Raw genomic sequence first — 14,177 nt, 5'->3', positions numbered from 1 at the left:
CTCATCTATTCAGACGGTGCCTGAAATAAACTCTCAACAAAAAACTGCAAATACCCCGTCACATCGCTCGGAATCGGCCATTGGTCGATTCGTTGCGCAATGTTTCGGAAAGCCTGTGCCGACTCACTCATCGGTTTTGCGATGGTGACCGGGCTTTGTTTCTGAATCGCTTCTCGCAAATCATGGTCGAACGGCACGGTTCCAAGATAGTCAATGGACACATCCAAAAACTGTTCGCACACCTGCGCAAACTTGTCATACAGAATCCGACCGTGTTTTTCGGAACGGACCATGTTCGCCAATAATTTGAAACGGGTTAACTTGTAATCCCGACTCAAGACTTTAATCAAAGCATACGCATCGGTCATGGAAGCCGGTTCATCGTTGACCACTACCACAACTTCCTGGGACGCCCGGCAAAAACTGACCACACTGTCGGCAATCCCCGCAGCGGTGTCGATAATCAACACATCCAGAATGCCATCCAGCTCGGAAAAGGCGTTAATTATTCCAGCATTTTCCATCGGGGTCAATTGAGCCATGCGCTTCACCCCCGAAGCGGCCGGAATCACCTTCAAGCCGCCCGGGGCATCCACCATGACTTCGCGCAAGCTCTTTTCCCCGTCCAACACATGGGAAAGGTTGTACTGCGTCTGCAAGCCAAGCATGATGTCCACATTCGCCAAGCCCATATCGGCATCCATCAATAAGACACGGTGCCCCATCTTGCTGAGGCTGACCCCCAGATTGACGGACACATTCGTCTTGCCCACGCCACCCTTACCACTGGCGACGGCAATCACTCTAACCGGTTTGCTTTTCTTTTCAGAACTCACTTTCCGTTCACCGTTATTGCTCGTTTGCATCGCTCTTAGTCCGGCCGCCTGATCATTGAGCATCGGAAATCTCCTTGCCCATTCCCATGCGGAAGGCTTCTTCTTGATTCGAATGCTGGTGTTGTTGTCCCAGCACAATTGCTTTATCCATTAAATCCCTAACCTTAATCGGCTCCAAATCCTCCGGCACACGCTGGCCATTGGACAAATACGACAACGACAACCGGTGTTCAATCAACACCGTAATGATGTTGCCCAACTGCAAGGCTTCATCCACCTTGGTCAAAATACAGCCTTTCAAACCAACCTGGCTGAAGGATCGCACGATGTCTTTCATCACACTTAATTGCGTCGCTGCCGACATAACCAAGTAGTTTCGGATATGATTCACGCCCGGTTGCGCCTTGGTCAGTTGCTGCGTCAACATAATATCTTTCTGACTGATGCCGGCGGTATCAATCAAAATCAGTTTCTTCGATGCCAGGGAGCTCAGCAAGCTGTACATTTCGCCTTCCGAACTCACCACATGGACCGGCACGCCCATCAAGTCGGCAAAAGTCTTTAACTGCGCCTGAGCACCAATTTTATAACAATCCGTTGTCACGAGTGCAATCTGATTCGCGCTGTTTCGCATGACAAAACGACTGGCCATCTTGGCAATGGTCGTGGTTTTACCAACCCCTGTCGGCCCTACCAAAGCAACGATGCCACCGGACTCCAAAATATCCTTATCGTCTACCGGAATCATGGACTCCACCGTGCCCAGTATTTCCGACCAGGCCTGGTCAGGATGCACATTCACGTCCATCACTAACTTTTGTGCCAAGTCCCAGCCGATTCCTAACTGCACCAAGCGTTTAATCAAACCGACCTTATTGGGGTCTTGTGTTTCACTCTGGTGCCATGCCAAACCGGACAATTGATTTTCCAGCATCTGCTTGACGGCTTTCAATTCGTCCGCCATCTTTGCTATTTCCGGGCTGGACGCTGCATCCGGCATCTTAGACGGAATCACCGTTTCCGGTGATTGGTAACTGCTTCGCGCTTCGCCCGCGGCTTCCGACGCCTGATACTGTTTCGCCTCCGGATCTATGGCGGCCACCACTTCAACCCCCTCATCGGTTTGACGGGTCGACATAATGACAGCTTCGTCTCCCAGTTCATCCCGAACCAAAAGCATGGCACGACGCATATTGGGGGCTAAGTAGCGTTTTAACTTCATCTAGTTTCCTTGCCCGACACTGGCTACAACACTAATGCGTCGGTTTTCCGGCACCTCGGAATAAGCCAATACATGTAAATTTGACAGGCTAAACCGGAACAACTTCGCCAACTGCGCACGAATCTGCGGCGCCACCAGCAAAACTGCCGATTGGCCGGTCATTTCAACCTTTTGAGCCTCTTCCTTCAATGTCGTATGCAACCTTTCCGCCAGGCCTGGTTCAATAGCCAATTGTCCTTCAGGCGCACCCTGTGATGCTTGAAGCAACAACTGTTCCAACCCAGGTTCCAATGTAATCACTTTCAACTCGTCGTCGGTGCCGGCAATGGCCTGCACAATGGAACGTCCCAAGGCCGCCCGTACGTGCTGGGTCAACTGGGCCGGGTCTTGCGTCGTCGAAGCCTTTTCCGTCAACGCTTCCAAAATGGTTCGCAAATCCCGGATGGAAACCTTTTCCGTCAACAGGTTCTGTAGCACCTTGACGACAATGGCCAACGACATTCTCTCCGGCACCAGCTCGTCCACCAACTTCGGCGAAGTGTCTTTCAACTTATCCAGCAGTTTCTGTGCTTCGTCATGCCCCAGCAACTCCGATGCATAATCCTGAATCACCTGGCTGATGTGCGTCGCTACAACGGTACTGGCATCGACGACGGTATACCCCAACGCTTGCGCCTGCTCACGATCCGATGGGGAAATCCACACCGCATCCAAGCCAAACGTCGGGTCTTTGGTGACGACGCCTCGTACTTCGCCAAACACTTGCCCAGGGTTAATGGCCAGTTCTTTATCCGGGAAAACTTCACCTTCTCCCGACGACACTCCCATCAACATAATTCTATATTGGTTCGGTTTTAAATCCAAATTATCGCGAATGTGCACCGGCGGCACCAAAAAACCGAGTTCTTGCGACACTTTACGCCGCACCCCTTTGACCCGCTCCAACAACTGTCCGTTCTGCGCCTGATCCACCATCGGAATCAGACGATAACCGACCTCCAAGCCGAGCACATCAACCGCTTGAACATCATCCCAACTCAATTCCGGCGCGGCGTTTTCCTGCGCACTATCCTCTTCGGCCAACAAGGTTTCGGGCGCCGGCTTTTCCTGCTGTTTTTTATGAATCAGATATGCCCCGGCACCGGCAATGGCCGCAAACGACAAAAAGGCAAAGTTGGGCATCCCAGGAATCACGCCGAACACCCCGACAATCCCCGCCGTCATGCCCAATGCTTTCGGGTTGGCAAACATCTGCGCCTGCACCTGTTGACTCATATCCTCTTTATCGCCAGACACCCGTGTGACGATAATGGCCGTGGCGGTCGACAACAACAAGGATGGAATCTGCGCAACCAGTCCGTCCCCCAAGGTCAGGATGGTGTATACCTGAATGGCGTCACTAAACGTCATGTCATGCTGCCCCATCCCAATCGCAAAGCCACCGATCAAGTTGATGAACAGAATGACGATGCCGGCTATGGCATCCCCCCGGACGAATTTACTGGCACCGTCCATCGAACCATAGAAGTCGGCTTCAGTGGTGATTTCGATTCGACGGGCCTGTGCTTGCTCCTGGGTAATCAAACCAGCATTCAGATCGGCATCAATCGCCATTTGCTTACCGGGCATGGAATCCAAGGTGAAACGCGCGCTGACTTCCGCCACACGCCCCGCGCCTTTGGTGATAACAACGAAGTTGATGACGACCAGAATCGCAAACACCACCAGACCGACAGCGAAGTTACCGCCGATGACAAATTCACCAAAGGCTTCGATGACGTGCCCGGCAGCAGCGGCACCGTTATGCCCTTCCAGCAAAATAACGCGGGTGGAAGCAATATTCAATGACAAACGGAACAGTGTGGCCAGCAAAATAATGGTTGGGAAAACGGCAAAATCAAGCGGCCGTCTGGCGTAGAGAGTGACCATCAAGACGACCAAAGACAGGGCGATATTGAAGGTAAAGAAGACGTCTAACAGAAATGGCGGCAGAGGCACCACCACCATGGCTAACAAAGCCAAAATCGCAATCGGAATGCCTAAACCTTTTTGGAAAGCGTCTTTGATTTTATTGAGTATTTGATTAAAGTCCATTCCGTCTCAGCTTTACTCGCTCGGCCCGTCCGTTTGCATCTCTTCCGGTATCGGTAAATTCTCGAAATCGACCTTATTGGCTTTCTTGCCATCCCGTAACTGGTACACATACGCCAGAATCGTCGCAACCGCTCGGAACAGTTGAAACGGAATCGGTCGATCAACTTCCGCATTATAGTACAAAGCACGGGCCAAAGGTGGGGCTTCTACCAATGGAATATCATGCTCCTTCGCCAAGGTTCTAATCTGAGCCGCCATGAAGTCACTGCCTATTGCCAAAACCATCGGCTCCCCCATGCTATCGGGGTCATATTGCAAGGCCACGGCGAAATGCGTCGGGTTGGTGATGACCACATCGGCCTCCGGCACTTTTTGCATCATGCGTTTCTGCGACATTTCGCGTTGCAACTGACGAATGCGCGCCTTAACTTCCGGGCTCCCCTCTTGCTGCTTGAACTCCTCTTTCACTTCCTGCTTGGTCATTTTCAATTGCGAAATGTGTTGGTGCACTTGAAACGGAACATCAATGGCTGCAATCACGATCAACGACAGGCTCACGAAAATAAACGCTTCCAAAATCAACTTGGCGGAATGCGCCAACGCCATCTTGGTCGGCTCCACGCCGATGCTCAGAATTTCTTCATAGGAATACCACAGAAAATAGGTCGCCACGACCGACACCAAGACAAACTTGCCCAGAGCTTTCAGCAACTCCATCAACGCCGTCATCGACACCATCCGCTTCAGACCCGACAGCGGATTCAATTTACTGATCTTCGGCGACATCGCCTGCAAACTGAAATTCCAACCGCCCAATAAGCTGCCGGAAACCAGCGCAATCAACACCATCAACATCAAGAAGGGCAACACCATAAAAATGGCCTGTTCCACCAGCGCCAATATACGGTTCGTCAGCATATGGACGTCATAAGCGTGGGAACGGTCAAAACTCAACCCCTCGATGAAAATGGTCTGGATATCTTCCGCCATCCCGGCACCGAAAAAATACAAAAACAGCGCGGCGCCCAGTGTCATCAGCAAGGTTGCCAACTCTCGAGACCGGGGAACCTGCCCCTTTTCCCTCGCTTCCCGAAGCTTTTTCTCGGAGGGTTCTTCCGTTTTTTCGGTACCGTCTTCGTTCTCAGCCATAATTCCGTCTCAGCTTCCCCGTCGATGACCCTATTGATTCAAACTCAGCTTAGAGAGCGTTTCAATTGCATTATTCATCAGTATCTGAATATTCGGTAACAACAGCGGCGTGGTCACAATCAACATAATCAACCCTGCCAACAACGTCACCGGAAACCCAACCGCAAAGATATTCAAGGCCGGCGCCGCTCTCGAAACCACACCAAATGCAATATTGACCAGCAGCAACGCCGTTACCAGTGGCAAAGCGACAGCCACCCCGTATTCAAACATTTGCCCCCCGAAGGTGTAAATCAACTTCAAACTGTCTTGGGTAAAGAAGTGTAGCCCGATCGGCAACATCTCGAAGCTGTTCATCACCGCGGTAAAAACCAAAACATGCCCGTTCATCAATAAAAACAACAACGTAACGACAATGGTGAAATAACGGCCGATAATCGGCGTGTTTACGCCCGTTGCGGGGTCCACCATACTGGCCATCGCCAAGCCCATAGCCATCGAGGCCAAGTGACCGGCGAGAACAAATGCCTGAAAAATAACCAGGAAAATCAATCCAATGGCGACACCAATGCCCAGTTGCTGCACAATTAACAGCACCCCATGCCAGGTAAACGGATCAATCGGCGGCGGTAAGTCCAGCGAAGGCGCCACGCCTAAGGTAATGAAAACGGCCAATATCAGCCGCACCCGGACCGGCACATAGGAAGCCGAGAGCAACGGCACCATCAGTAGCATGCCGGAAATGCGCACGAACGGCCAAAAATAGAGGCCCATCAATTGCAAAAATTCGGTGTAACTAAAGCTCATCAGCACATTCCATTGGAGTGAACGGCGGCGGCATCCCTAAGGCCGTATGACTTAACCGATAAAGGCCGGAATGTTTTCGAACAACTCACGTGAAAAGGAAATCAGGGTCGTCAACATCCAGGGACCGGCAATCACCAACACCACGCCGACGATGGCGACTTTCGGGATAAAACTCAGGGTCATTTCGTTGATTTGAGTGGCGGCCTGAAACATCCCCACCAGCAAACCGACCAACAAGGCAGGAATCAACAGCGGCGCAGCCAGCATGGTCACCACCTCAAGCATTTTCTGACCGATGGTTAAGACAAATTCCGGTGTCATCAGATACTCCCTCCTGCAACGACGAAACTGTTCGCCAGAGTCCCCATTATCAGCGCCCAACCGTCAATCAACACAAACAGCATGATTTTGAACGGCAAGGAAATAATCATCGGCGACAGCATCATCATCCCCATCGACATCAACAGGGTCGCCACCACCAAATCGATGATCAAAAACGGTATAAAAATCATGAACCCGATTTGGAATGCGGTCTTCAATTCACTGGTCATATAGGCCGGAATCAAAATTTTAAACGGGACCGTTTCCGGGTCGGTCAATTGCACATCCGCCATTTCCGCAAACATGCCCAAATCGTCGGCACGGGTTTGCTGAATCATAAATTGATGCAACGGCTTCGCGCCGATTTCCACCGCTTCCTTGAATTTAATTTGCTCTTCCAGATACGGGCTGACCGCCGTGTCGTAAATTTTATCCAGCACCGGCGACATAATAAACAGCGTGAGAAACAGCGCCAAACCAATCAAAACCTGGCTGGAAGGTGTCGTTTGCGTGCCCAGAGCCTGTCGTAATAACGCCAACACCACAATAATCCGCAAAAAAGACGTCATGGCAATCAGCGCCGCCGGCAACAGCGTCAAGCCCGTCATCAACAGCAGAATCTGCATGGTCAGGGTGTAATCCTGATTCCCTTGCGCGTCGGTTTCCACGGTAAAAGCCGGAATTCCCGGTTCGGTCCAACCCACCAGCGGCAACAGCATCAAGGCGCTGCCCAACAGCCATTGCACATAAGGTGCATAACGCTTAATCATCCGCGCCACCTTTCGAAGAGTCTTTCGACGGCTGTGTGGCCGTCCGCTGATTAATCGCTTCCTGCAAGCGTTTTGCAAACGCATTGTTAACCGACTTCTCCGTGACCACTTCAATCGGTTCTTCCAACTTATGCAACAAGGACACGCGGCTGGACGTCACCCCAATCAGCAGTTGTTCTTTCCCCACTTCCAATAACACCGCCCGTTCACGTTGCCCCAAGCTCATGACACCCAAGACTTTCATCTGGTTGCCCGCCACGCCGTTGATTTTGCCGAAACGCTTCAGCATCCAGGCGGCCGCAAAAATAATCAATAAAATGAAAAACAACGACAGGATGATTTGACCGATGTAACTGCTGGGTTCCAGCGAAGTGGTCAAAGACGGGGTTTCCTCTGCTTTGGCGAATGCCGGCAGTTGCATAAATGCCAGGATCAAAAACGACCAGGCCTGGTGAATTGGCCTAAGCCTCGGCTTAAGCGTTTGAAAAGATAATGGCTTCATGGAAGTTAATTGTAATGGATAACCTGTTAAAGTGTAAGCACTTATCACGAGGAATTCAGACTTTCTATCACAGAGACGACCGCCAAGGCCGCAATGCTATTTTCCGAATGGAATCAAAGATGTTTTTCGGCCACCACGAAGGCGACCGCATAGTGATTTTCGTCACTGAGGCTAATGGACCAGCTATCGACATTCAGGCGCAGGGCGACGTCACGCGTGACGCCAGCCAACACGACTTCCGGCTGGCCCGTCACCGCATGCCCAATGGTCATCTCGGTAAAAGACACTCCTTGGGTAAAGCCGGTTCCCAATGCTTTTGCGATGGCTTCCTTCGCGGCCCAACGCTTCGCCAGAAACTTCTCCGGCTGCGCATGTCCTTTAAGTTCCAGCATTTCAACTTCGGACAGCACACGCGTCGCAAAGGCATCGCCCCGCTTTTGCCACAAACGATCGATTCGCTGAATTTCAACGATATCGGTTCCAATACCAACAATCACGTCGGGGCCGCCTTACGCCATGTACGCCTGTTGACGGGCTTCCACCATCAAGCGCTTCATTTCGGACACCGCCGCTGGCAAGCCGGAATAAATCGACTGTGCGATGATTGCATGGCCAATGTTGAGCTCTTCGATCATCCTGATGCCGGCAATCGCCTGCACGTTATGATAATGCAGGCCATGACCGGCATTCACCGTCAAACCTAAGGACACCGCCAAATCGGTCGCTTCACGGATGCGTTGCAATTCCGCTTCCACCTCAACTGGATCGGTCAATTCGGCATAAGTACCGGTGTGCAGTTCAATGACCGGCGCCCCCACTTCTTTGGCCGCTCGAATCTGCATTTCGTCGGCATCAATGAATAAGGATACGCGCGTTTTATTTTCCGCCAGCTGCGCACAATAATCCGTTAGCCAAGGCTTTTGCGACGCCACATCCAAGCCGCCTTCCGTGGTCAATTCTTCGCGTTTTTCCGGTACGAGGCAAACGTCCTCCGGGCGGCATTTCAATGCAATTTCCAACATCTCCTGCGTCGCGGCCATTTCCAGATTGACTTTGGTCTGACGCAATTCCGACAAACGATAGACATCGGCATCCTGAATGTGGCGCCGATCTTCTCGAAGATGCAGGGTAATGCTATCCGCACCGGCCATTTCGGCATCCAGCGCGGCCTTGACCGGATCCGGGTAGCGCGTTCCGCGCGCTTGACGGATGGTGGCGACATGGTCAATATTCAATCCCAGATAAATCGGGTTCATAGCAATTCCTTCAATCATCATTAAAAACGCCTGCCGAAGCCCTCCGGCAGGTCTGGTCAATCTTTAAACAAGGCTCGTGTCTGTATCGGTTTGTCTCCCAGATGGGCCGAAAGCACATAACGGAACAAGCGCTTCCAGTCTTTCAGGCAGGTTTCACAATAACTGCGTTGTGCGAACTTGAGCAAACAGTCTCCGGACACCCAGACCCCTTGCGCGCCTTCCGGGTCCGCCAACTCGGAACGGGGGAACAAGCCTTGTTCCAAATGAAAGAGATAGGTTTCCCCCGCGCGTACCGGGCGATGAAAATGGTCCGTTTCGGCTTGAAAGGCCACGCCGAGTTCGGATAACAGTTCAAACTCGAACTGCCGTAACACCCAGGCCTGGTGAAAACGTTCTTCCGCACGGGCCAAGTCATACAAGGTCTGTTGATACGCCTGAAATAACGTTTCGGATTCCAGCCCGGGATAAAGCAAACGATACAACAATTCATTGACGTAAAGTCCGCAAAGATTACTCTCGCCCATCAACGGAAAACGGACACGACTGGCTTCCAGTTGACGTAACGATACCAAGTCCGAGGTGCGATGCGCCCGTTCGCGCCAGCCGATGGTTACCCCCTGAAACGGTTGTAACCAGGCTTGTTTGGCTTGTGCGGATTTACTGCCGCTGCGGACACCTTTGATGATGGCATTCTGTTTGCCATAGTCCGGTGTAAAGAAGGTCACCAACAAACTGGTTTCACGATAAGGCCGACGATGTAAAACGAACGCCAATTGTTCGATGTCTTTTGCCAAACACGCCTCCAAAACACCCGCGATTTATAAGGAAACCATCGGTCGCCGACGAGCTCTCTCAAGGGTTTTCGGTATAGCCCAAACTGGCCAGCGCCCGGTCGTCGTCCGACCAGTTTTCCTTGACCTTGACCCACAACTCCAGATGCACACGACTGTCCAGCAAATGCATTAAGTCCTTACGTGCCTGAATCCCCATCTGCTTGATTTGCTCGCCTTTCTTACCGATTACGATCTGTTTTTGCCCCGGGCGCTCGACCAGAATCAAGGCGTTGATATGCCAACGCCCCTCTTCTTCATTAAACGCAAATTGTTCAATTTCCACCGTGGCACCATAAGGGACTTCATCCCCTAGGGCACGCATCAGTTTTTCCCGCACGATTTCCGCGGCCAGGAAACGGGTTGAACGATCGGTAATGTAATCTTCCGGGAAAATCGCGTCCTGCTGCGGCAAATGTTTCAAAATTTCGGCCTGCACCTGTTCAAAGCCCGACTTGGTATAGGCCGAAATCGGAATCAAGGCTTCAAACGCCACTTGATCGCCAACTTTTTGTAAAAACGGAAACAGTTCCGTTTTGTCTTTGAACTTATCGACCTTATTGACCAGAATCACAACGGGCACATCCAAATTGCGGCATTTATCGGCCACGGCCTGGTCCTCTTTGGTCCAGCGGCCCGCCTCCACCACAAACAACACCAAATCGACATCGCCAAAGGCACTGTTGGCCGCACGATTCATGTAACGATTGATCGATTTTTGTCCGCCCAAATGCATCCCCGGCGTATCGACGAACACGACTTGAAAGCGGTCGGTCGTTAAAATACCGTGAATACGGTGACGCGTGGTCTGCGGCTTTGGTGACGTGATGCTGAGCTTTTGCCCGATCAAACTGTTCATAATCGTGGATTTGCCCACATTCGGGCGACCGATAACGGCCACAAACCCCGCTTGATAGTCGGTTGTGGCATCCATTTCAGAAGTGTGGTCAGTCATTGGCATTCTCCAGAATGTCGAGCGCCTCTTCGGCCGCAATTTGCTCCGCTTTACGACGATTGGTGGCCGTCGCCTCAAACTTACGATTCAGTTTGGCTACATAACAAGAAACTGTAAATTCTTGAGCGTGAGCCGGTCCGTTAACGGTAATCACGCTGTATTCCGGCAACTGCTCATGGTTGGATTGTAAAAATTCCTGCAAGCGGGTTTTCGGGTCTTTGCCAACCTTGGAAGGGTCCAGCTCTTTCAAGCGCTTATGGTACAGTCGCAAGACGAAATCACGACAGGCTTCCAAGCCGCCGTCTTCATAAACGGAAGCGATAATCGCTTCGACCGCATCGGCGATAATCGATTCACGACGATAACCGCCGCTTTTCAACTCCCCCGGTCCGAGCATCAGGTAGTCCGACAACTGATATTCCTTTCCGATCTTGGCCAGCGTTTCGCCCTTGACCAGAAAGGCTCGAATACGACTCAAGTCCCCTTCGGAAATTTTATGAAACTGATGAAACAGGGCATCGGCGATAATGAAGTTAACAAGACTGTCCCCCAGAAACTCCAATCGTTCATTGTTTTTAGCGCCCATGCTGCGATGCGTCAGCGCACGCTGCAGGAAATCAAGGTTTTGGTATTGGTAACCCAGCCGTTTTGAAAGTCGCTCTAACTTAGCACGCTTTTCAACTTCTGACATCTTACTCAATTCCCTTGCCAATGCGATCGAAATGGACGCCATCATCCCAGTTCATCCAAATCGCAAACGCCTTGCCTTTTAAGTTTTTCTCCGGGACAAAGCCCCAAAAGCGACTGTCATTACTGTGATCACGGTTATCCCCCATCATGAAATAATGACCTTCCGGCACCACGACCGTATTCATATCCTGACTGCTTTTTTCCGGATCCAACAGAATGTCATGCGAATGTTCTTCCAAAAACTCTTCCAACAGAGACGCGCCATCCATCACCTTACCGGATGCCGTACCTTCATATTCGCCCAGTAGCTTTTGCTTGACCGGATTGCCATTGATATACAGCGTCTTACCATAGTAAGCGATTTCATCTCCCGGCAACCCGATGACGCGTTTGATGTAATCCACATCCGGATCTTTCGGATATTTAAAGACCACAACATCGCCTCTTTCCGGTTCACCTACCGGTAGAATCTTCGTCTGAGTGACTGGCAGTTTCACGCCATAAGCAAACTTGTTCACGACAATAAAGTCACCGATTTCCAATGTTGGATACATGGAACCGGACGGAATTCGGAAAGGTTCCACCACAAAGGATCGCAATACCAGGACAATCAAGAAAACCGGAAACAATGAGCGCGAATACTCGACCAACACCGGCTCTTTTTCTGTGGTCACGGATCGGTCACGTTTCGGCTTCCAAACCACGCGGTCCACATACACGATTACCCCGGTGATGGCGGTGATAATCACCAAAATTAATTCAAAGCTCATGTTTCAGTTCTCTCAGTTCTCTTCGGATGTATTCAAGACGGCTAAAAACGCTTCCTGTGGCAATTCAACACTGCCGATGGACTTCATGCGCTTTTTCCCTTCTTTTTGTTTTTGAAGCAGTTTCTTCTTACGCGACACATCCCCGCCGTAACACTTGGCGGTTACGTTCTTGCGAAGCGCTTTCACGTTGGTTCGGCCAATGATTTTAGCACCAATTGCCGCTTGAATGGCGACATCGAACATTTGACGCGGAATGATCTTTCTCAATTTTTCAATCAACACCTTACCACGCTGAACCGCGGTTGAACGGTGCACAATCAAAGCCAAGGCATCCACCTTCTCACCGTTGACCATGAATTCCAGCTTCACCAAATCATCCGCTTGGAAACGACGGAATTCATAATCCATGGACGCATAACCCCGGCTGGTCGACTTCAAGCGGTCAAAGAAATCCAGTACCACTTCATTCAGCGGCAAATCATAAGTAATCGATACCTGGCTTCCGACGTATTGCATGTCTTTTTGCACGCCACGTTTCTCCAGGCACAGCTTCATCACCGCTCCGACAAACTCGTCCGGTACCAGGATATTCGCTTGAATAATCGGCTCGCGGACTTCGTCAATCAAACTTTGATCCGGCAAGCTGGACGGGTTATCGATTCGTATCAATTCACCACTTTTATTTAGAACCTCATACACCACGGTCGGAGCGGTCGTAATCAAATCCAGATCATATTCACGTTCCAGTCGTTCCTGGATGATCTCCATGTGCAGCATTCCCAGGAAACCACACCGGAAACCGAAACCTAGCGCATCGGAACTCTCCGGTTCAAAATGCAGAGCCGCATCATTCAGGCGCAGTTTTCGCAAGGCCTCACGCAAATCTTCGAAATCTTCGGAACTGATTGGGAACAAACCGGCAAAAACACGCGGCTGAACAGGCTTAAACCCCGGTAACGGTTCAATATCGGCATCCGCCGTGGTAATGGTATCCCCGACCGGTGCACCGTCAATGTCTTTGATACCGGCAATGACATACCCCACCTCTCCGGCGGTCAGAAAATCGCGTGGGGTCCGTTTCGGCGTAAAAATGCCCACATCGTCCACCTGATATTCTTCCTTGGTGGAGACGATTTTCATTTTGGTTTTTTTGCCGATTTTGCCGTCAATCACACGCACCAACGACACAACCCCCAGATAATTATCAAACCAGGAGTCGATAATCAGCGCCTTCAAAGGCCCATCCGGATTCCCTTCCGGGGCCGGAATTTTATGAACGATTTCTTCCAGCGTTTCCTTAACACCAAGCCCGGATTTAGCGCTGGCTTGCACGGCCTCATGCGCTTCGATACCGATGATTTCTTCGATTTCGTCCACCACTTTTTCAGGATCCGCGGCCGGCAAGTCGATTTTATTCAGTACCGGCAAGACTTCCAAGCCTTGCTCAATGGCGGTGTAACAGTTCGCCACCGTTTGCGCTTCCACACCTTGAGAGGCGTCCACCACCAATAAGGCACCTTCGCACGCCGCCAGAGAACGTGACACTTCATAAGAAAAATCCACGTGTCCCGGGGTATCGATAAAATTCAGTTGATAAGTCTCACCGTTGTCAGCCTGATAGTGTAGCGTCACACTTTGCGCCTTGATTGTGATGCCTCTTTCCCGCTCCAAATCCATGGAATCCAATACTTGAGCGGCCATTTCCCGCTCGGTGAGGCCACCACAAAGTTGGATAAAACGGTCGGCAATGGTCGATTTTCCGTGGTCGATGTGCGCGATAATGGAAAAGTTACGAATATGATCAAGCTGGTTTGACATCTACGCCTCAAATAAAACGATACAAAACGAAATCCAACCAAACGATTTCAAAATCCGTCCAAGCATAATAAAAAAGGGTGTCTAGTTGCATAGCGCTAGCCACCCTTCTTCGATATCAAGGTATTAAATCGTTTGATAACAAATATTTCGCGTATTT

At 50.9% G+C, this 14,177-nt stretch carries 15 protein-coding genes; all 15 read right to left on the bottom strand.

Annotation, left to right across the window (positions count from 1 at the left end):
- Nucleotides 1-5: 5 nt before the first annotated feature.
- Nucleotides 6-899, bottom strand: a complete 894-nt coding sequence (locus EPV75_RS04200; protein ID WP_029937578.1) for a MinD/ParA family protein — start codon at nt 897-899, stop codon at nt 6-8.
- Nucleotides 889-2,058: a flagellar biosynthesis protein FlhF gene (flhF, locus tag EPV75_RS04195; protein WP_128384563.1), complete on the bottom strand. Its 1,170-nt coding sequence runs from the start codon at nt 2,056-2,058 to the stop codon at nt 889-891. The genes EPV75_RS04200 and flhF overlap by 11 nt, the downstream gene beginning before the upstream one ends.
- Nucleotides 2,059-4,152: a flagellar biosynthesis protein FlhA gene (gene flhA / locus EPV75_RS04190; protein ID WP_128384562.1), complete on the bottom strand. Its 2,094-nt coding sequence runs from the start codon at nt 4,150-4,152 to the stop codon at nt 2,059-2,061.
- Between the two features lie 12 nt (nt 4,153-4,164).
- Nucleotides 4,165-5,301: a flagellar biosynthesis protein FlhB gene (flhB, locus tag EPV75_RS04185; protein ID WP_029937575.1), complete on the bottom strand. Its 1,137-nt coding sequence runs from the start codon at nt 5,299-5,301 to the stop codon at nt 4,165-4,167.
- Nucleotides 5,302-5,331: 30 nt separating this feature from the next.
- The gene (gene fliR / locus EPV75_RS04180) at nt 5,332-6,108 is read right to left on the bottom strand and encodes a flagellar biosynthetic protein FliR (RefSeq protein WP_029937574.1); all 777 of its coding nucleotides are present in this window, start codon (nt 6,106-6,108) and stop codon (nt 5,332-5,334) included.
- Between the two features lie 51 nt (nt 6,109-6,159).
- Entirely contained in the window at nt 6,160-6,429 is a 270-nt protein-coding gene (gene fliQ, locus EPV75_RS04175; RefSeq protein ID WP_029937573.1) for a flagellar biosynthesis protein FliQ, read from the bottom strand.
- Nucleotides 6,429-7,148 (bottom strand): flagellar type III secretion system pore protein FliP, encoded by a 720-nt coding sequence (fliP, locus tag EPV75_RS04170; protein WP_038151939.1) that lies wholly within the window; start codon nt 7,146-7,148, stop codon nt 6,429-6,431. Before fliP ends, fliQ begins: the two co-directional genes overlap by 1 nt.
- Nucleotides 7,149-7,191: 43 nt before the next feature.
- Complete coding sequence (gene fliO / locus EPV75_RS04165) at nt 7,192-7,620, bottom strand: flagellar biosynthetic protein FliO (RefSeq protein ID WP_128384561.1); 429 nt, start codon at nt 7,618-7,620, stop codon at nt 7,192-7,194.
- A gap of 194 nt (nt 7,621-7,814) precedes the next feature.
- Entirely contained in the window at nt 7,815-8,198 is a 384-nt protein-coding gene (acpS, locus tag EPV75_RS04160) for a holo-ACP synthase (RefSeq protein WP_029937570.1), read from the bottom strand.
- Nucleotides 8,199-8,210: 12 nt separating this feature from the next.
- Complete coding sequence (gene pdxJ / locus EPV75_RS04155) at nt 8,211-8,957, bottom strand: pyridoxine 5'-phosphate synthase (RefSeq protein WP_128384560.1); 747 nt, start codon at nt 8,955-8,957, stop codon at nt 8,211-8,213.
- A 56-nt stretch (nt 8,958-9,013) separates the two neighbouring features.
- Complete coding sequence (gene recO, locus EPV75_RS04150) at nt 9,014-9,751, bottom strand: DNA repair protein RecO (RefSeq protein WP_029937568.1); 738 nt, start codon at nt 9,749-9,751, stop codon at nt 9,014-9,016.
- Between the two features lie 58 nt (nt 9,752-9,809).
- Nucleotides 9,810-10,742 carry a GTPase Era gene (gene era / locus EPV75_RS04145; RefSeq protein ID WP_225972390.1) on the bottom strand — a complete coding sequence of 311 codons (933 nt, stop codon included), beginning with the start codon at nt 10,740-10,742 and terminating at the stop codon, nt 9,810-9,812.
- Nucleotides 10,735-11,433, bottom strand: coding sequence for a ribonuclease III (gene rnc / locus EPV75_RS04140; protein WP_029937566.1), 699 nt, complete (start codon nt 11,431-11,433; stop codon nt 10,735-10,737). Before rnc ends, era begins: the two co-directional genes overlap by 8 nt.
- Nucleotide 11,434: 1 nt before the next feature.
- A complete protein-coding gene (gene lepB / locus EPV75_RS04135; protein ID WP_029937565.1) occupies nt 11,435-12,202 on the bottom strand; it encodes a signal peptidase I in 768 nt (255 codons plus the stop codon).
- A gap of 12 nt (nt 12,203-12,214) precedes the next feature.
- Nucleotides 12,215-14,020, bottom strand: a complete 1,806-nt coding sequence (gene lepA / locus EPV75_RS04130) for a translation elongation factor 4 (protein WP_128384559.1) — start codon at nt 14,018-14,020, stop codon at nt 12,215-12,217.
- Between the last annotated feature and the right edge of the window lie 157 nt (nt 14,021-14,177).

The organism is Hydrogenovibrio thermophilus (assembly GCF_004028275.1).
GTDB lineage: Bacteria > Pseudomonadota > Gammaproteobacteria > Thiomicrospirales > Thiomicrospiraceae > Hydrogenovibrio > Hydrogenovibrio thermophilus.
The sequence above is the reverse complement of the archived record's forward strand: the minus strand, read 5'-3'. Positions and strand labels throughout refer to the sequence as shown.